The following is a 17,480-nucleotide window of genomic DNA, read 5'->3' as shown; positions in this document are numbered from 1 at the left end:
AAAGCGGCTCAAAAGAGCCGCTTTTTTTAAAAGCAAAATTTTAAGCAACCGACTCTGGAGCGGTACGCCATAAGCTTTCTAAATCATAGAATTTACGAGCTGTTGGTAGCATCACATGTACTACAACAAAGCCGAGATCAATTAAGATCCATTCTGCATCTCGTTCGCCTTCAACGCCAATCGGGCGGAAACCGGCTTTTCGAGCTTCTTCTGCAACATTGTCAGCAAGTGCTTTGACATGGCGAGTAGAAGTACCACTTGCAATTACAATAGCATCAGCGACATTGCTAATTGAGCTAACATCTAACTGGAGAATATCTTTTGCTTTTACATCAACTAAAGCGTCGTGGACGACTTTGAGACAAGCTTGTACGTCTTTATTTGAGGTGTTCATTGCGAAATCGTGAGAATTAGACACGCTGGGCGATGGTTCTAAATTCATATAGGGTATATTTTCCTGACAATTACTCACTATCTAATATAGTGGTTTTCGCACTAAATTTCAAACAGAAGTCGTAACAGTTTATATATTTACATCATCAGAAAAGTATTTTTTCTTCCATGTAAACGACTGATTTGAACCATTTTCAGGTTTATATTCCGCTGCAATATAGTTCTGATATGAACTTTGCTTTAACCAAGAAAAAATTTGTTCATAAGGAATTTGAGCTGTATCAGGCTCATGGCGGCCCGGACAGTCTGCAAATTGAATATGTCCAATTAAGTTAATATTCTCTTGCAAACCCTCAAGTACATCTTCACCCATCATGGCCATGTGATAGCAGTCATATTGCATTTTGAGGGCAGGGTGATTGACTGCTTCTAGCATTTCTTGGCCCTGCGCAATGTTCTGCACCAAAAAGCGAGGCATATCCGTGCCATTAATCATTTCAAAAACGGGTTCTATATCATGTTCACTGAGTAAGTTGCAGGCAAGTTTTAAATTGGCTGCTAGTGTTTTTAAACAAGGAAGTAAGTCAGCATCTAGTGGTTGCTTACCCGCCAAAATATTAACACGAGGAACGTTTAAAGCTGTGGCATAGCTAATAGCCAATTCTAATGCCTCATGGAAAGCTGTTTCTTGGCCGGGAATGCCTGCTAAACCGTTTCCGCCTTGCATAAGATCACCTGCAGGCACATTAATTAAACAAAGGCTGAGGTTGTAGTGTTCGAGTTGAGTTTGAATATCTGCAATAGACAATTCATAAGGAAATTGAATTTCGACATATTCAAAGCCCTGAGCATGGGCCAGAGCAAAGCGTTCAATTAAAGGAACTTCTGTAAAAATCATGGATAAATTGACTGCAAGACGACCCATACTCAAACTCCGTTTATTTTTGCTCTATTAATTGAATCATAGTAGCTAAATCTTTCTCGGCAAAGCCATTTTTTTGGTGAGTTTGTAGCTGTAATAGAGCTTTTTGTGCAACTGGGATATCTAAATTAACATTGTTAGCCAATGTTACTGCGTTGTTAAGATCCTTTGATAATGTTTGAACTTTCCACTGAACAGGTTCAAAGGTATGAGTTGCCATACGTGGGGTGAGAATTTGAAAAGGTTTTGAATCTGCAAATCCACCTGCTAAGGCTGGAGCGAGCAAAGTGGTATCTACACCAGCTCGGTCTGCTAGTGCAACAGCTTCTGCAATAAGCGCACTGTTGGCTGCAACAATGAGTTGATTGCAGATTTTGGTGGCTTGGCCAGTTCCTGTATCTCCCATTCGTGTTACACGTTGAGATAAAACATTATAAACAGGCGTTAATTTTGTAATGGTTTGAGCATCACCACCTGCAAAAATAACAAGTGTGCCTTGTTCTGCACCAGCGGTTCCACCTGATACGGGTGAATCAATCCATGTAACATCATGCGTGGCAGCAGTTTGAGCAAGCGTTTTTGTTGCAGCAACAGATAAGCTCGAGAAATCAACAATTACCTGTTTAGCTTTTAAGTTCGGCTGAATTTGTTCAAATACTGCCTCTACGGCTTTGTCATCTGCCAGACAGATTAAAATAACAGGATATTCGCCAATATTTATAAGATCTAGAGGCTGTGCGCCGATATCAATCAGTTCTTCACATGCAGAAGGGGTTCGATTCCAGACAGCAACTTGAAAACCTGCCTGAATAAGACGAGTTGCCATGCGGCTCCCCATAAGCCCTATACCTAAAAAAGCAATAGGGGCGTTGCGATCAAAATTCATAATCTAAGCTCTTTATTTATATTGGCGTGGTAAAAAATTAACTTCTGGATGTTTGTCTTTTTTACGAGCAAGTTTGCTATTTTTACCAAGTAATAATTTAAGTTGCCAGATTTTTTCTAGACGCAATGATTTTTCTGGTTGATGCTCCATTGCATCTAGTACGCGTTTTGCCGCTGTGAGGGCATCAGGTGAGCGTTGTAACATTTCAGTGGCAATTTCATTTGCTTTTTCTAGCGGAGAGCCGCTTAAATGAGTTACAAGACCAATTTCTTTTGCATAATTTCCATCAAAAACGCGGGCCGTTAAGGTGAGTTCTTTTGCAAGGTCAACTCCAATTAGTCCCTTCAAGGAGCGAGTAAGTCCCATATCTGGAACTAAACCCCAACGGCTTTCCATAATCGACATTTTTGTGTCTGGATGAGAAATTCGAATATCAGCTGCTAAGGCAAGTTGCATTCCGGCACCAAAACAATATCCTTCAAGAGCTGCAATCACAGGTACAGGTAAATTTTGCCAAATCAGGAATGCTTTTTGGAACAAGCTTTGTCCAGGTTTCACAAGCTCCCAAATGGCAAAGGCAGAATTTTTTGGATTATTCAGATCAGATAAATCAATTCCAGCACTAAAAACTTGTGCTTCACCTGTCAAAATCACACAGCGGATCTCTCTATCTTTTTTAATGGCTTTTGCTGTTGAAACGAGTTCTTTGAGAAGGGCAAAACTCATGGCGTTACGTTTATCAGGACGGTTTAGATAAACTGTTGCAATGCCATTATTCTTTTCAATACGTAAAAGTGCCATGAAATTCCCGCTTATTTTTTTATCGATAAGCGGAGCATAACATGGCTGTAATTTGGAAACATGACAGCTCAGTCATGCCTATTTAGTCGGTCTGTTAGTCAGGGATTACTAAGATTTGATGAGCAGCACTTTCTACTTCTTTTACAACAAGTCCTAACTCATCAAAGCGTCTCATAACTTCTTCAATAAAGCTTTCATCGGCTATACGGCGTTCTTTGCGTAGTGTTGAAACAAATTGCTCAAAGTCACCGGTCACTTGTTGTAGTTTTGGAGTCCCTACATAGCGTGTAGCGCCATAAAGACGATGTAAAACATGCTCAAGTTGAGGGAAGTCTTCAAGCTCAATAAGCTGCTGCATTTCGTCTAGCTCAGTTGGGAAGCTATCTACCAACATTTTGAGAAGATCTTGAGCTAAATCTTCTTTGTTTGCTGCCAGTTGTAAACTTTGCTGCCAATTTAAAATTTCTGGATCTAACGCTTCTGCAACCACATGATGATCTTTAGCTAGATTTTGCGCAGTGAAGTTGTTTTTCGTCCATTGCGTTAAAATTTGAATGATCTGCTCCATTTGAATTGGTTTGGTGACATAGTCATTCATACCAACTTTAAGAAGTTTTTGTTTTTCATCGGCAAGGGCATGGGCGGTTAATGCAATAATTGGAAGCTGCATTTCTCCATCTAAAGTCGACTCTAATGAACGAATAGCACGCGTGGTATCAATACCTGACATGACAGGCATTTGAATATCCATGAACACTAAATCAAATGGTTTGAGTTTCTGATCGATTCGCTCTTGAATCAGATTAAGCGCTTCTTGGCCACTGATTGCTTTAGTTGTTCTAACGTTGAGTTCACCCAGTAGGGCTTCTAAAACAATTAAGTTAGGTAAATGGTCATCCACTGCCAGAATGTGTAAACCCTGACCATTAAAGTCTTGTTGTTCTTCTTCAAATACAGGTTGATCGCTCAACAGTTGAATAAGACCACTTCGGCTGAGTGGTTGATAGAGAGGACGAGCACGATATTCAGTGAGCATATTTGGCTCAAGCGTCATTTGATAGCCATAAACTGCCAAATTACCTTGATAACGACTACGAATTTCTTTTAATAACGCTTCAGTATCACCACTATGGTCAACAATGAGCCAGGTATTATCTTTCTGATCAAGATGTTTTAAACGACTAAATAAGTCCAGAATCGATTGTGTCTCAATGTGCGGAACATGATAGTTTTCAAGGTAATAACGTAAAACACTTGCTGTAGCAGGGTGGGCAAGATAAGACACCACTTGTAAATGCTCAAAGTGTGGATGTTCAATCTCGTAATCTTCATCTACAACAAATTGTGCTGTAAACCAGAAGGTCGAGCCTTTTTCTGTTGGAGCGCGTTCTTGGTTATCCTCAAAGCCAATTTGGCCATGCATGAGATGAACAAGCTGTTTAGAAATAGCTAGACCTAAACCTGTACCGCCAAATTGACGTGTAACGGATGCATCACCTTGCGAGAATGATTCAAATAATTTTTTACGGTCTGTACCGCTTAAACCAATACCACTGTCTTGAACACTAAAATGAAGTAGGCATTGTCCGATATCATCATGTTCCATACGAACACGAACAATAATCTCGCCATCTGGAGTGAACTTAATCGCATTCGAAATCAAGTTGGTCAGAATTTGTTTGAAGCGTAAAGCATCACCAATCACTTGCTGTGGAATGTTATCTGCATAATAAAACGCCATTGCGATATGCTTTTGGGCAGCCAGTGGAGACAGCATATCCATGACATCAAAGACAGCTTCTTCTAAATCAAACGGTGCTGTTTCAAGCTCTAACTTACCAGCATCAATTTTTGAGAAATCTAATACATCATTAATTAATGCTAATAAATGGGCAGATGACTTGCGAATGGTTTGTAGGTAAAGGTTTTGTTCGTTATTTAGGTTTTGTTGACGAAGTAATAAATGAATAAAGCCATCAATACTGTTTAAAGGTGTTCGAAGCTCATGACTAATATTGGCAAGGAAAACCGATTTGGCTTGGTTTGAAGAAATCGCTTGGTCACGTGCTTGACGATAGGTAATGTTTTGAACTTCTAAGGTATCTAACGTTCTACGTAAGTCTTCTTCGGTTTGTTCGGTGTGTTCTTTTAACTCTAAAAAGCTAAAGTGTAATCGTTTAACAACATTCGCAATATCTCGCTGTAACAAACGCAATTCACCCGTACTGTTAATGACCATATGCTGGTCCAACGTGTCTGCATTTAAACGTTGCAACTGCATGCGAATTTCGTACATCGGCGCAATCCAGCGACGCGAATAAAAATTCAAGCAAAGTAAAAGTAACAGTAAGGTCATTAAGCCAGTAATGACGAGGGCAATCAAAATACGGTAACGTGCCAATTCTAGTGGCTGATTGTCCATCTCAATCACGAGCCAGACAGGTGTTTTTCCTGGTGTATCGCTAATACGAAGTCCATAAATATTGTTGTGGTTATAAGAGATTGGACCAAAAAAATTATTTTTTTCAGTAAAATTTGGCCAGTAACGATTGTCTCGATAACCGATACTTAAATAGGTTTGGCCGTTACTATCAATTAAAGCAGCACGTTTGAGATTTTTTTCATTAAACATGCTTTGCATGATGTGCTGAGCATGGTCATATTCATCAGGCTGTAGTTCAACTAGGTGGTATAAATCTAGTGCGATTTGATTATAGCGAGCTAAAATTGCTGAGGCATGATGTAGCTGTTGTTGTTTTACTGAATGTGAGGTTTCAGTTAAAACCAGAAAAGCACCAACACACGTTAAAATCATAATGGGCACAAAAATAAGAGCAATCAATTGCCCATATGCATGATTCAGACGTAAGCGTTTCGATAAGGTTTTATTGAAATTAGACATGGCTACATCAGATTTATCTCTCTGTACGGCATCTTATCACGCTTTATTTTAAAACAGACGGCATTTTATAAATGACCGAGCTTTAATCGCTTTCATGAAAAAGCATATTGAAATGGGTGCAGTACCGAGCATTTTTTCATACAATAGGCCCACCTCGATATAGGTGTTGATCATGAGTAATACACAACCTGATTTTTTAGCTGACGAATTTTTGTTAGATCACTATGTAGGTAAGACACCTCTAGTTCGTTTGCAGCGATTAGCTTCTCATACGCAAGCGATAGTTTTAGCAAAATTGGAAGGTAATAATCCGGCAGGTTCTGTAAAAGACCGTCCTGCATATAACATGATTATGCAGGCAGAAAAACGTGGTCAAATTAAACCGGGTGATACATTAATTGAAGCAACCAGCGGTAATACAGGTATTGCGTTGGCTATGGTTGCGGCAATGCGCGGCTATAAAATGAAACTTATTATGCCGAACAATATGAGCCAAGAGCGTAAAGACGCAATGTTGGCTTATGGCGCAGAGCTGATTGAGGTAACACCACAGCAAGGTATGGAAGGTGCACGAGATTTAGCCTTGCAAATGGAAAAAGAAGGTAAAGGTCACGTTTTAAATCAGTTTGGTAATCCTGATAATGTTGAAGCTCATTATCTAACGACTGGTCCTGAAATCTGGAAGCAAACAGGTGGGAAAATTACCCATTTTGTGAGCTCAATGGGTACCACCGGTACCATTATGGGTGTTTCTAAATATTTAAAAGAACAAAACCCAGATATTCAAATCGTTGGTTTACAACCTGCTGATGGCTCAAGTATCGCTGGTATTCGCCGTTGGCCAAAAGAATATTTACCTACTATTTTTGATAGTAGCCGTGTGGATCGTATTATTGATATTCCACAAATTGAAGCTGAAAAAACTATGCGTAAATTAGCTCGTATGGAAGGTGTTAGTGCTGGTACATCTTCAGGTGGTGCAGTTTGGGCATCAATCAAAATTGCAGAAGAAAATCCGGATGCTGTTATTGTTTGCATTATCTGTGACCGTGGCGATCGCTACTTGTCTACAGGTCTGTTTTCAGTACAGGACGATAACTCATAATTGAGAGAAATAATGCGTTTCCCTACCTTAGTTTTTGATATTGAAACTTTAACTGATTTAAAAGCGGGTGCGCATTTATATCATCTTGATTTACCTGAGGCCGATGTAGAGCAAGCATTGACGAAAATCCGTCGCCAAGAATCAGGTATGGATTTTCAGCGTTTGCCTTTACATGAAATTGTTTGTATTTCTGGCCTATGGATCGATGAGTCTGGTTTTAGATTATTTTCTTTTAGTCGAGAACAATATTCTGAAGCCGAAATTTTACAGAAATTTCTATCTATTTTTGATAAGCGCCATCCGACTCTAGTAAGTTGGAATGGTTCGCAATTTGATTTACCAGTTATCCTATTTCGCGCTATGTATCATGGGCTCTCTGCACCTGGTCTGTTTGATCAAGGTGAGATTGATAGCCAGAAGCGTTTTAATAATTACCAAAACCGTTATCACCATCGCCATATAGATTTAATGGATGTGATGGCAATGTTTAATGGTCGTAATTTTCAAAAGCTTGATGATATTGCCTGTATTTTAGGTTTACCGGGTAAGCGTGGTGAGTCGGGTTATCATGTGCCTGAATATGTTCGTAATCAACAGTGGTTAAAATTGACGAGCTATTGTGAAGGGGATGTGCTCAATACATGGTTTATTTATTTGCGTTGGTTAGTACTAAAAGGCCAATTAAATGCAGATGAGCATAACCACTGGATCAGTTCGAGTATTGAATATTTACAGACTATGCCACAGCAAGCCGACTTCCTTGAAGTATGGGAACGTACTTCGAAACATACTGAATTTACTTCTCACTATTTTAATTCTTCAGATTTTTAGGTTCATTCTTTGAAACAACAAGCCAAATCTCGCAACCTTCAACAATCTGAATATATTTTTCAGGTGGAAACACTTTCTCATGAGGGGCGTGGAATTGCGCATTATGGTTCTCATCCAGATCATCCGGCAGATAAGCATGGCAAAAAAGTTTTTATTCGTTATGCATTGCCAGGAGAAACTGTAAAAGCTCGGATTACCCATCAAGCGAAGCGTCTTGAAGAAGCTGAAATGTTGCAGTTGTTAGGAGAACCTTCAGCACATCGTATCGAGGCAATTTGTCCTCATTATGGTATCTGTGGTGGATGTAGCATGCAGCATATTCACCCTGATGAACAAATCCGTTTAAAACAAAATGTACTCCAGTCACATTTACAGCATTTCGCAGGTATTCAACCTGAACAGTGGCTAGAACCGATTCGATCTTTACAAAGTGATTATCGTCGTCGTGCTCGAATAGGCGTGCGCTATTTGCCAAAACCAGATCGCTTAATCATGGGTTTTCGCGAACATCATAGTAATCGTTTAACTTCGATCCATAGCTGTAGTGTTTTGGATAAAAACTTATCAAATAGTCTGCCTGAGTTACGCACTTTACTCCAAAGTCTAAAAGGCAAAGCGCACATTGGTCATGTAGAATTAGCAAAAGGTGATAATGAAATTTCTTTATTGGTTCGTCATGTAGAAAAATTAAACAATTCTGATGTCAACCAATTAAAGCAATTTGCGTTACACAAAGGGTGGCAGTTGTATTTGCAACCTAAAGGTCCTGAAAGCATTCGTCGTATTGATGATGAACACGGTGCTTTACGTTTACATTATGCCTTGGAAAGGTTTAATGTAAATTTTGCTTTTTCGCCATTGGATTTTACTCAGGTCAATGCCACAGTAAATGAACAGATGGTTCAATTGGCATGTGAATTGCTTCAGTTGCAACCAGGTGAAAAGGTGCTTGATCTATTTTGCGGTTTGGGCAATTTCTCACTCCCGTTAGCACGATGTGTTGGTGAGAGTGGTCAGGTTGTCGGTGTTGAAGGGAGTGAAGAAATGGTGCAGCGAGCAACAGCTAATGCGGAATGCAATAGTTTGGTGCAAGCAACCTTCTTTTCACAAGATTTAACAAAAGATTTTTCGCATCATTCTTGGGCAAATCAAGGATTTGATGCATTATTGATTGATCCTCCTCGTGCTGGTGCATATGAAATTATGCAGTATGTATCAAATTTTGGAGCAAAAAGAATCGTTTATGTATCATGTAATCCAGCTACACTGGCAAGGGATGCGGGTGTTTTGGTCCAATATGGTTACCAGTTAAAAAAAGCAGCAGTGATGGACATGTTTACGCATACCGAACATGTTGAATCCATTGCACTATTTGAAAAAATTCAAGAGATAAACGATTAAAAACATGAGTTACATATTGAGGAGAATGGTATGGTCACAGTACGTGAACAGTTACCTGAACAACTAACCGAGTTGTCAGAGGAAACGACTGTAGAGCATGCCGCCGAAACGCAAATCGGTTTAGCCTCATGGTTGGATCGGGTGCGTGAAATATTAGATGGGGCGGAGCTTGAACAACTTGAAAAAGTCGCTCATTTAACCCTGCAAAAAGAGTTAGATTCAACGGTTAATCATCGTTCCAATACTTTTGCTACAGGCGTTGGAATGGCCGACATTCTGGCACATCTCCATGTAGATGAAGATACTTTATCAGCAGCAATGCTTTATCGTAGTGTGCGTGAAGGCATTACCGATATAGAAGAAGTAAAACAGAAATTCGGGGAGCAAGTTTACAACCTTGTCAAAGGTACTTTGGCAATGGGTAAACTCTCAGAACTTATTGAAAAAAATAAACGGTTAGAAGATCACTTTAATAATAATCAACGAGAACATTTAAGCGGCATTTATAAAATGTTGATTTCGGTGACCGAAGATGTTCGTGTTGTTTTAATTAAACTTGCTGAACGTACTTATTCTTTGCGAGAGCTTGCAAATTCCTCTCGTGAACGCCAAGAACGTGTAGCGCGTGAAATTCTTACTATTTATTCGCCGTTGGCACATCGACTTGGTATTGCTCAGCTTAAATGGGAACTTGAAGATCTAGCGTTTCGCTATTTGGCTCCAGATCGCTATAAAGAGATTGCTTCATTACTCAACGAAAAGCGTTTAGAGCGTGAGCATTATATTCAGTTCGTCATTGACCGTTTGAAAAATGAGTTAGCGTCTTACGGTATTGAAGCTGAAATTACAGGTCGTGCAAAACACATTTATTCGATTTATCGAAAAATGAAGAGCAAAAACCTGAGCTTCGACCAACTTTATGACATTCGTGCTTTGCGTGTGTTGGTCAATAGTGTGCCAGAGTGTTACCACTCTTTAGGTATCGTACATCAAATCTGGCGTCATATTCCGCATCAGTTTGATGACTATATTACCAATCCGAAAGCCAATGGTTACCGTTCTTTGCATACGGCTGTAATTGCTGAAAATAAATCTCTTGAAGTGCAAATTCGTACTCATGAGATGCATGATGAAGCAGAGTTAGGCGTATGTTCACACTTTAACTATAAAGAAGGTTCAAAGAATACCGACCATTCCTTTAACCATCGTTTGCATTCATTACGTGCTGTTTTAGAACACTATCAAGAGCGTAATGAAACGACGGTACATCAAAACGAAGATGAAACAGAAGGCTTTGAACAGTTACAAGACTTTGAAGGCTTTGAGAAGATTTATGTTTTCAGTCGTGATGGTGATATTAAAGAATTGCCGCGTGGCTCAACAGTTTTAGATTTTGCCTATCATGTGCATACAGAAGTAGGGAATAAGTGTTATGCAGCGCGGGTCAACCAGCGTTATGTGCCACTTACCTATACTTTAAAAACGGGTGAACAGGTTGAAATTTTAACTAAAAAAGATCGTGAACCAAACCGTGATTGGTTGGTGAACTCTTTGGGTTATATTAAAACCTCTCGTGCACGTGACAAGTTGCGTCATTGGTTTAGACAGCAAGACCGTAGTAAGAATCTTGAAGTAGGCCGAGAACTGCTTAATAAAGAGTTAGCTCGTCTTGCGATTCACCCAAAAAGTATCGATCTAAACGATTATTCATCACATTTTAATGTGAAGACCGGCGATGACATTTTGGTGAATTTGGTCAGTGGCGATATTAGCTTACATGCTCTGATTAATCAGGTGAACCGCCAAATGCATCTAGATCAGGATGAGCCTGAACTAGTACTTAAACCAACGTTAAATCCGCGTGCTAGCCATACGCTATCAGCACATGGCATTTTAATTGATGGTTTGGATAATGTAGAACTGCACATCGCTCAGTGCTGTCAGCCGGTGCATGGTGAATCAATCGCTGGATATATTACTTTGAACCGTGGTGTCAGCATCCATAAAGTCATTTGCTCTGACTATCAGCGTATGATTAAGCAAGAGCCAGAGCGTGCTGTTGAAGCTGATTGGGAAATGCAGCCAACACGTGGTCAAAGCGTTCAAATTGTGGTGGAAGCTTATGATCGTCGTGGTCTGCTTAAAGACTTAACTCAAGTGATTTTCTCTGACCAAATCAATATTCGTCAGGTTAATACAATTTCTGAGGCAGATGGTATTGCCAATATGAAGTTGCTCATTGAGGTTAAAGGTTTAGCGCAGCTTTCTCGTTTATTGGCTCGCCTAGAGCAACAACCAGGAATCATTAGTGCTCGACGCATGATTCAAGGAGTTTAATAAATTAAGTAAAAAGGCTGTCAAATGACAGCCTTTTTATTGCAAATTACTTTCTAGATAAATAAATATTGGTTAGTCGATTTAGAAATTGTGGGCTCAACGTTGAGAGCTGATAAAGCAGTTTGGTTTTTATACCCACTGGAGTGTGGGTAGGCGTCCAAAAATGAGCCTTTTTCTCTACAAGCGTAAGCACCTGCTGAGCAATATCATTTGGGGTTAAATCTATCCCCATATTCTGAATGGTGCCTGCATCCATATTGTTAACCATTGCAGTTTGGACAAATAGCGGCATCACATCTAAAACACGGATACCATATTTTTTCCATTCCACATCTAAACCTTCAGTAATTCCACGAACTGCAAATTTACTAGCAGAATAAGAAATCAAATCAGCTTGCCCATAAATTGCAGAGGCTGAAGAGAGGTTGATAACACGTGCAAAAAACGCTTGCTTTAAGTAAGGGAGAGCAGCGTGACAGCCATTGATTACGCCGTTTACATTAATATTTATTGTTCTTTGATGAGCTTTAATATCAGTCGTTTCAAACGCGCCAGAATATAAAATACCTGCATTATTTACCAAAATATTAAGTTCACCAGCCCATTCGGTAAATTCTTTTAATATGTGTTGCCACTGGCTGTAGTCACTTACATCTAGATAGCCGGCACGGGCATTTGGCCCTAAGTCATTTGCTAGTTCCTGAGCAAGCGATTCATTAATATCATAAATGCCTACTTTATATCCTTGTTTGTAGAATACACGTGCAATTTCAGCCCCAATACCTTGAGCGGCACCACTAATCAGAATACTGTATCTCATCTTTTTTCTCTTTGTCAGTACAATAGTGCGACTGATTTAATCGCTTTGATTTTGATCATAACAAATTAAAATCTTAGATTGACTGACCGACTTTTTAAACTTGAGAGTTACCATGGATAAATTGCTTAAAATCATGCAAGAGTTACGTGAAAAATGTCCGTGGGATCAACAACAAACCCCAATGTCACTGACTAAATATGCGATTGAAGAGGCGTATGAAGTCGAGTCCGCCATCCGCCATGGCGATATTAATGAAATTAGAAATGAACTAGGCGATTTGTTATTACAGGTTGTGTTTCAATCACAAATGTTTAGTGAGCAAGGCGCTTTTAACTTTCAAGATGTTGTTGAGGCAATAAGTGAAAAGTTAATACGCCGTCATCCCCATGTTTTTCAGACAGATCAATTTAATAATTTAACACCAGAACAAGTAAGTGAGCTTTGGAAGCAAATTAAGCAACAAGAAAAACAAGGCAAGCCGCAATCAAGATTAGATGAAATTAAACATGGGCCAGCCCTGTTACAGACACAAGAAATTCAAGCAAATGTAGCTAAGGTTGGGTTTGATTTCGAAACGGTAGAAGATGCTTATGAAAAACTAGAAGAAGAGTTGGATGAGTTTAAGCAAGCCCTAAAAAATCAAAATGTTGATGAAATTCAAGACGAATTTGGAGATTGCCTGTTTTCATTAGTCAATGTTGGACGTAAACTTGCGATTTCAAGTGAAACATCACTTTTATCGACAATACATAAATTTAGATGCCGTTTTGCTTTTATTGAAGATCAAGCGCAAAAACAGCAAAGAACATTAGAGGACATGACCTTGTCTGAAATGGATGAATTGTGGAATCAGGCAAAGCGGCAGTTAAAGTTAGGGGAAAAAACACATGCAGCTCAGCATGAATCTTTGGAAGAATAAGCACAATATTTTCATTATTTTATTTTGGAGCCTGATCTCATCAACGCTAGTTCAGGCTCAATCTTTTGATCAAAATTTTAAGGAGTGGAAGGCTAAACAGCAGAGGTATGATCAGAATTTGAGCATGCAGCGCTCCGCTCATTCTAATAGCCCAAAAAGTTCAGTTATGACTGATTCGTCAGGGCAAATTCACTTGAATCAAGCCAATATTGATGAGCTCCAAAAGCTAAAAGGTATTGGTGAGAAAAAGGCTCAGGCAATTGTGGAATACCGTCAAAAGAATGGTGGCTTTAAAAATATTGATGAATTTAAAAACGTAAAGGGCATTGGTCCCGCCATTTTTGAAAAGAATAAAACGCGTTTGACTTTATAAATCATCTGTCTGTCAATTATCATTTCATGCGCAAACTACAGAGAATCAAATTGCCCTTTGTGTGCGTTAGAGCTATGATTAGCGACAACTTGTTATTTACGTCCTGACGTAGGAGACAGCGTCTTTTGCAAACCTTGCGAGCGTCAAAATGTGGTTTGTCCACAGCCCAACTTCCTTCTTCGATTTTAGATGTGATCGATAGCCTGACAAAAGCTGGCTATGAAGCTTATATTGTTGGGGGTGGTGTCCGTGATTTAATGCTAGGGCTTAATCCTAAAGATTTCGATGCAGTCACTAATGCAACACCTTCCCAGATTAAAGAAGTTTTTGGTCGACGCTGTCGAATCATTGGCCGTCGATTTGAATTAGCACATGTCTATTCAGGGCGTGAGCTTATTGAAGTTGCAACTTTCCGTGCTCCTCCAAAAAAAGCAGTCACTAGTGCTTCAGGCATGATTTTACGTGACAATAACTGGGGAACCATCGAACAAGACTTTGCTCGCCGTGACTTTTCAATCAATACGCTATATTACCAACCGCGTAAGAGTATTGTGCTTGATTTCTGCAAAGCAATTGACGATGTAAAAAATAAAACTCTACGTTTATTAGGTGATCCGGCACAGCGCTTCGAAGAAGACCCTGTGCGTATGCTGCGGACTTTACGTTTTGCAGCGAAGTTAAATTTTAAAATTGATTCAGATATTCTCGATATATTTGATGCAGAGATGACGCAACTATTGCGTGATGTTTCTCCGCATCGTTTATATGATGAGTCTCAGAAGCTCTTTACAATGGGACATTTGGCGCGTGTTTTGCCAATGTTGATTGAGTTTGGTGTTTGGAAACAACTGTTTGCCGATATTCAGCCTAACCTCACTCCATTTATTCTAAGAGCAGCAAAGAATACAGATCAGCGTATTCAAGTGGGTAAAACAATTAACCCTGCATTTTTCTATGCAGTCTTATTGTGGCAACCATTTTTAGAGCGTTGTGAATTTTATTTATCTAAAGGTGTGGTACCAGCTGAAGCGCGTGCACAAGCTGGTTTAGATGTCTTAAAACGTCAGGCAACACGCACTGTGATTCCTCGTTTTGCAGAAACTTTTATTCGTGAAGTTTGGGAAATGCAGACCCGTTTGCTTAACCCGAAACCACAGCAAATTGAAGCATTGGCTGGACATGCGCGTTTCCGTGCTGGTTTTGACTTCTTGTTACTTCGTGAAAAGTCAGGTGATGACACAACACAGGGAATGGGAAGCTGGTGGGAAGCCTACCAAGAAATGTCGAATGACGAAAAAGAAGCTGCAATTAGCCAGTACAATCGTCAGAAGGCTAGAAACCGTCGTAAAGCTGTTGCTGAACCTGTTGAAAGCAATAAAGTTGAGACGGAAATCGAACCTTTGGTTGATATTCTTGAACCACGCAGCCGTCGTGGAAAAAAAGAACGTGCTCGACAAGAACAATCGATGGGTCGTTTCGTTGAAAAAGCCTCTGCTTCAGAAGCTGGGGTGATGAGCGACCATCCGATTTTGAAGCGTAAGCGAGTACAACGCGATTTAAGCCAAGTTATTTTTGGGCCAACGCAATGACAACGAAGACCTATATTGGTTTAGGAAGTAATTTGGGTGATTCGCGCCAAATCTTATCTGAAGCCATTGCTAAGCTTAAAACTTTAGGTGGAGTGAAAGTTTCTAAACTTTATCAAAGTCCACCTATGGGGCCTCAAGATCAACCAAATTATTTAAATGCAGTTGCAGAGCTAAATACGGATCTCATGCCTTTAGATTTGTTAGACCAGTTACAGCGATTTGAGCAAGAAGCTGGTCGTGTACGCCTTCGTCGTTGGGGAGAGCGTACCTTGGATCTGGATTTGCTTATATATGGTGATGAAAAAATTCAAAATGAGCGCTTAACTGTGCCACACATTGGAATTCTAGAGCGAGATTTCGTTGTAATTCCTTTATTAGATTTAGACGCTGATTTACATATTAACGATCAGCCACTTAAAAATTTAGAACTCATACAGCAGCCTACGCTGACTGTACTTGCTGATGAGTCTTGGGCTTAAAGCCTGACTTATTACGTTCTGCAAACTCCTGTAGAGGATACCATCATGATTAGTCTAAGTGACTTAAGAAAATTTAAAGCCGAAGGACGTAAGTTCTCTTGTCTAACTTGTTACGATGCGAGTATGGCAAAAGCAATGGAACTTGCTGAAATTGATACAATCTTAATTGGTGATTCTCTTGGAATGGCAATTCAAGGTCGTGACTCAACTTTACCTGTAACTGTTGAGGACATGGCTTATCATACGGCGGCTGTGCGTCGTGGTAACCAGCATGCTTTGATTATGACTGATTTACCATTTATGAGTTATGCCACTTTAAATGATGCTTTGCAAAACGCAAGAACAGTTATGCAAGCTGGTGCCCAGATGATCAAAATCGAAGGCGGCGCTTGGCTAAGTGAAACTGTACAAGTGTTAACTCGTAATGGTGTACCTGTGTGCGTACATTTAGGTTTAACTCCTCAATCTGTACACGTATTTGGCGGTTACAAATTACAAGCTAAAACACGTGAAGCAGCTGATCAACTTATTGCTGACTGTACGGCAGTGGTTGAAGCAGGTGCGGCAGTTCTATTGCTTGAATGTGTTCCTGCTCAGTTGGGACAAGAAATTGCTGAACTATTTCCAAATACACCTGTGATTGGTATTGGTGCGGGTAATGCGACTGATGGTCAGGTACTTGTAGTACAGGACATGTTGGGCTTAACTTTTGGTCGAGTTGCGCGTTTTGTCCGTAACTTTATGAAAGAACAATCTGGTGAAACAGCAATCCTAGATGCTTTTAAAGCTTTTCATGCTGCTGTGCAGGACCAGTCATTTCCAGCCAAAGAACATACTTTCCACGTTGAGCTGTAATTCATGAAAACAGAAACCACCATACAAGGTCTTGCAGCTTCTTTAAATCCTGCTAGAGCTGCGCGTAAAATTATTGGTTTTGTCCCAACAATGGGAAATCTACATGAAGGACATCTCACACTTGTTCGTGAAGCGAAAAAGTTATGTGATGTTGTGGTTGTTAGTATCTTCGTAAATCCAACTCAATTTGGACCGGGTGAAGATTTTGACAACTATCCTCGTACTTTAGAACAAGATAGTCGTCTATTAGCCGATGTTGGTTGTGACATTATTTTTGCACCATCAGTTGAGCAAATGTACGGTACTCAGCCACGTTTAACCAATATAAGTGTTAGCCAAATTACTGATGCTTTATGTGGTAGCTCGCGTCCAGGTCATTTTGATGGCGTAGCTTTGGTGGTCACCAAACTCTTTAATATTGTGCAACCTAACTATGCTTTCTTTGGTCAAAAAGATTACCAACAGTTAGCAGTGATTCGCCAGTTTGTACAAGATTTAAATATCCCGCTAGAAGTAATTGGTGTGCCAATTGTTCGTGCAGCAGATGGCTTAGCTCTTAGTTCAAGAAATGGTTATTTAAGTCCAGAGCAACGTCAGGTCGCTCCGGTTATTTATCAAAGTTTAAAGCAAGCTGAGCAGCAGTTACATCAAGGCAAAGATCTACAACAAGTTTTAGAAGATATCAAAACTCAGTTGACAGATAATGGGTTTGTTGTGGATTATGTCGAAGCTCGTCAGTCAAATCTGTTACCTGCTACTCAGTTTGATCGTGATATTGTGTTGTTCATCGCGGCAAAATTGGGTGCAACTCGTTTGATTGATAATTTAGAAGTTGCCTTTACACCCCAATAAACAGATCAAAGGACA

Annotated in this window: 16 protein-coding genes; 10 read left to right on the top strand and 6 right to left on the bottom strand. The window is 39.8% G+C overall.

Translation table 11 applies throughout. From position 1 onward, the window contains the following. Nucleotides 1-40 precede the first annotated feature (40 nt). The 5 genes from rsfS to B806_RS0105510 form a co-directional block, all read right to left on the bottom strand. The gene (gene rsfS, locus B806_RS0105530; protein ID WP_001047580.1) at nucleotides 41-442 is read right to left on the bottom strand and encodes a ribosome silencing factor; all 402 of its coding nucleotides are present in this window, start codon (nucleotides 440-442) and stop codon (nucleotides 41-43) included. 81 nt (nucleotides 443-523) lie between these two features. Further along, nucleotides 524-1,318, bottom strand: coding sequence for a TIM barrel protein (locus tag B806_RS0105525; protein ID WP_017402740.1), 795 nt, complete (start codon nucleotides 1,316-1,318; stop codon nucleotides 524-526). Between the two features lie 13 nt (nucleotides 1,319-1,331). Continuing rightward, a complete protein-coding gene (locus B806_RS0105520; RefSeq protein ID WP_017402739.1) occupies nucleotides 1,332-2,201 on the bottom strand; it encodes an NAD(P)-dependent oxidoreductase in 870 nt (289 codons plus the stop codon). Nucleotides 2,202-2,213: 12 nt separating this feature from the next. After that, nucleotides 2,214-3,002 carry a crotonase/enoyl-CoA hydratase family protein gene (locus B806_RS0105515; RefSeq protein ID WP_017387610.1) on the bottom strand — a complete coding sequence of 263 codons (789 nt, stop codon included), beginning with the start codon at nucleotides 3,000-3,002 and terminating at the stop codon, nucleotides 2,214-2,216. A gap of 94 nt (nucleotides 3,003-3,096) precedes the next feature. Further along, the gene (locus B806_RS0105510) at nucleotides 3,097-5,904 is read right to left on the bottom strand and encodes an ATP-binding protein (RefSeq protein ID WP_017402738.1); all 2,808 of its coding nucleotides are present in this window, start codon (nucleotides 5,902-5,904) and stop codon (nucleotides 3,097-3,099) included. A gap of 172 nt (nucleotides 5,905-6,076) precedes the next feature. Between B806_RS0105510 and cysM the strand changes: the two genes are divergently transcribed. From cysM to B806_RS0105490, 4 genes are read left to right on the top strand one after another with little or no spacing between them, the layout of a single operon-like run. Next, nucleotides 6,077-7,009, top strand: coding sequence for a cysteine synthase CysM (gene cysM / locus B806_RS0105505; RefSeq protein ID WP_002117176.1), 933 nt, complete (start codon nucleotides 6,077-6,079; stop codon nucleotides 7,007-7,009). Between the two features lie 12 nt (nucleotides 7,010-7,021). After that, complete coding sequence (locus tag B806_RS0105500) at nucleotides 7,022-7,840, top strand: 3'-5' exonuclease (RefSeq protein ID WP_005066255.1); 819 nt, start codon at nucleotides 7,022-7,024, stop codon at nucleotides 7,838-7,840. A 9-nt stretch (nucleotides 7,841-7,849) separates the two neighbouring features. After that, nucleotides 7,850-9,241: a 23S rRNA (uracil(1939)-C(5))-methyltransferase RlmD gene (gene rlmD / locus B806_RS0105495; RefSeq protein ID WP_017402737.1), complete on the top strand. Its 1,392-nt coding sequence runs from the start codon at nucleotides 7,850-7,852 to the stop codon at nucleotides 9,239-9,241. Nucleotides 9,242-9,271: 30 nt separating this feature from the next. After that, nucleotides 9,272-11,578, top strand: coding sequence for a bifunctional (p)ppGpp synthetase/guanosine-3',5'-bis(diphosphate) 3'-pyrophosphohydrolase (locus B806_RS0105490; RefSeq protein WP_002117181.1), 2,307 nt, complete (start codon nucleotides 9,272-9,274; stop codon nucleotides 11,576-11,578). Between the two features lie 46 nt (nucleotides 11,579-11,624). On the opposite strand, the gene B806_RS0105485 is transcribed toward B806_RS0105490, so the two are convergent. After that, nucleotides 11,625-12,398 (bottom strand): SDR family oxidoreductase, encoded by a 774-nt coding sequence (locus B806_RS0105485; protein WP_017402736.1) that lies wholly within the window; start codon nucleotides 12,396-12,398, stop codon nucleotides 11,625-11,627. A gap of 112 nt (nucleotides 12,399-12,510) precedes the next feature. On the opposite strand from B806_RS0105485, the gene mazG reads away from it, so the two are divergent. The 6 genes from mazG to panC all read left to right on the top strand — a co-directional run bounded on the left by mazG (nucleotide 12,511) and on the right by panC (nucleotide 17,465). Continuing rightward, on the top strand, nucleotides 12,511-13,317 hold the full coding sequence (mazG, locus tag B806_RS0105480) for a nucleoside triphosphate pyrophosphohydrolase (protein ID WP_017402735.1): 807 nt from the start codon (nucleotides 12,511-12,513) through the stop codon (nucleotides 13,315-13,317). Continuing rightward, entirely contained in the window at nucleotides 13,286-13,690 is a 405-nt protein-coding gene (locus B806_RS0105475) for a ComEA family DNA-binding protein (protein WP_017402734.1), read from the top strand. The genes mazG and B806_RS0105475 overlap by 32 nt, the downstream gene beginning before the upstream one ends. A gap of 125 nt (nucleotides 13,691-13,815) precedes the next feature. Beyond that, nucleotides 13,816-15,279, top strand: a complete 1,464-nt coding sequence (gene pcnB / locus B806_RS0105470; protein WP_017402733.1) for a polynucleotide adenylyltransferase PcnB — start codon at nucleotides 13,816-13,818, stop codon at nucleotides 15,277-15,279. Next, a complete protein-coding gene (gene folK, locus B806_RS0105465; RefSeq protein WP_014208398.1) occupies nucleotides 15,276-15,758 on the top strand; it encodes a 2-amino-4-hydroxy-6-hydroxymethyldihydropteridine diphosphokinase in 483 nt (160 codons plus the stop codon). The genes pcnB and folK overlap by 4 nt, the downstream gene beginning before the upstream one ends. A gap of 45 nt (nucleotides 15,759-15,803) precedes the next feature. Further along, on the top strand, nucleotides 15,804-16,613 hold the full coding sequence (panB, locus tag B806_RS0105460) for a 3-methyl-2-oxobutanoate hydroxymethyltransferase (protein ID WP_002117298.1): 810 nt from the start codon (nucleotides 15,804-15,806) through the stop codon (nucleotides 16,611-16,613). Nucleotides 16,614-16,616: 3 nt separating this feature from the next. Beyond that, nucleotides 16,617-17,465, top strand: coding sequence for a pantoate--beta-alanine ligase (gene panC, locus B806_RS0105455; RefSeq protein WP_002117191.1), 849 nt, complete (start codon nucleotides 16,617-16,619; stop codon nucleotides 17,463-17,465). Nucleotides 17,466-17,480: the final 15 nt, after the last annotated feature.

Origin of the sequence: Acinetobacter sp. TG2027 (genome assembly GCF_000302435.1) — a bacterium.
In the GTDB taxonomy this organism is placed as follows: Bacteria; Pseudomonadota; Gammaproteobacteria; order Pseudomonadales; family Moraxellaceae; genus Acinetobacter; species Acinetobacter pittii.
This window is presented reverse-complemented; position numbering and strand designations above follow the sequence as displayed.

Excerpts from the sequence above, each read along its gene's own strand:
- panC (WP_002117191.1), top strand. The coding sequence starts at position 16,617 with ATGAAAACAGAAACCACCATACAAGGTCTTGCAGCTTCTTTAAATCCT.
- panB (WP_002117298.1), top strand. The coding sequence starts at position 15,804 with ATGATTAGTCTAAGTGACTTAAGAAAATTTAAAGCCGAAGGACGTAAG.
- B806_RS0105490 (WP_002117181.1), top strand. The coding sequence starts at position 9,272 with ATGGTCACAGTACGTGAACAGTTACCTGAACAACTAACCGAGTTGTCA.
- mazG (WP_017402735.1), top strand. The coding sequence starts at position 12,511 with ATGGATAAATTGCTTAAAATCATGCAAGAGTTACGTGAAAAATGTCCG.
- B806_RS0105475 (WP_017402734.1), top strand. The coding sequence starts at position 13,286 with ATGCAGCTCAGCATGAATCTTTGGAAGAATAAGCACAATATTTTCATT.
- rsfS (WP_001047580.1), bottom strand. The coding sequence starts at position 442 with ATGAATTTAGAACCATCGCCCAGCGTGTCTAATTCTCACGATTTCGCA.
- B806_RS0105510 (WP_017402738.1), bottom strand. The coding sequence starts at position 5,904 with ATGTCTAATTTCAATAAAACCTTATCGAAACGCTTACGTCTGAATCAT.
- B806_RS0105485 (WP_017402736.1), bottom strand. The coding sequence starts at position 12,398 with ATGAGATACAGTATTCTGATTAGTGGTGCCGCTCAAGGTATTGGGGCT.
- B806_RS0105525 (WP_017402740.1), bottom strand. The coding sequence starts at position 1,318 with ATGGGTCGTCTTGCAGTCAATTTATCCATGATTTTTACAGAAGTTCCT.
- folK (WP_014208398.1), top strand. The coding sequence starts at position 15,276 with ATGACAACGAAGACCTATATTGGTTTAGGAAGTAATTTGGGTGATTCG.
- B806_RS0105500 (WP_005066255.1), top strand. The coding sequence starts at position 7,022 with ATGCGTTTCCCTACCTTAGTTTTTGATATTGAAACTTTAACTGATTTA.
- cysM (WP_002117176.1), top strand. The coding sequence starts at position 6,077 with ATGAGTAATACACAACCTGATTTTTTAGCTGACGAATTTTTGTTAGAT.
- B806_RS0105520 (WP_017402739.1), bottom strand. The coding sequence starts at position 2,201 with ATGAATTTTGATCGCAACGCCCCTATTGCTTTTTTAGGTATAGGGCTT.
- B806_RS0105515 (WP_017387610.1), bottom strand. The coding sequence starts at position 3,002 with ATGGCACTTTTACGTATTGAAAAGAATAATGGCATTGCAACAGTTTAT.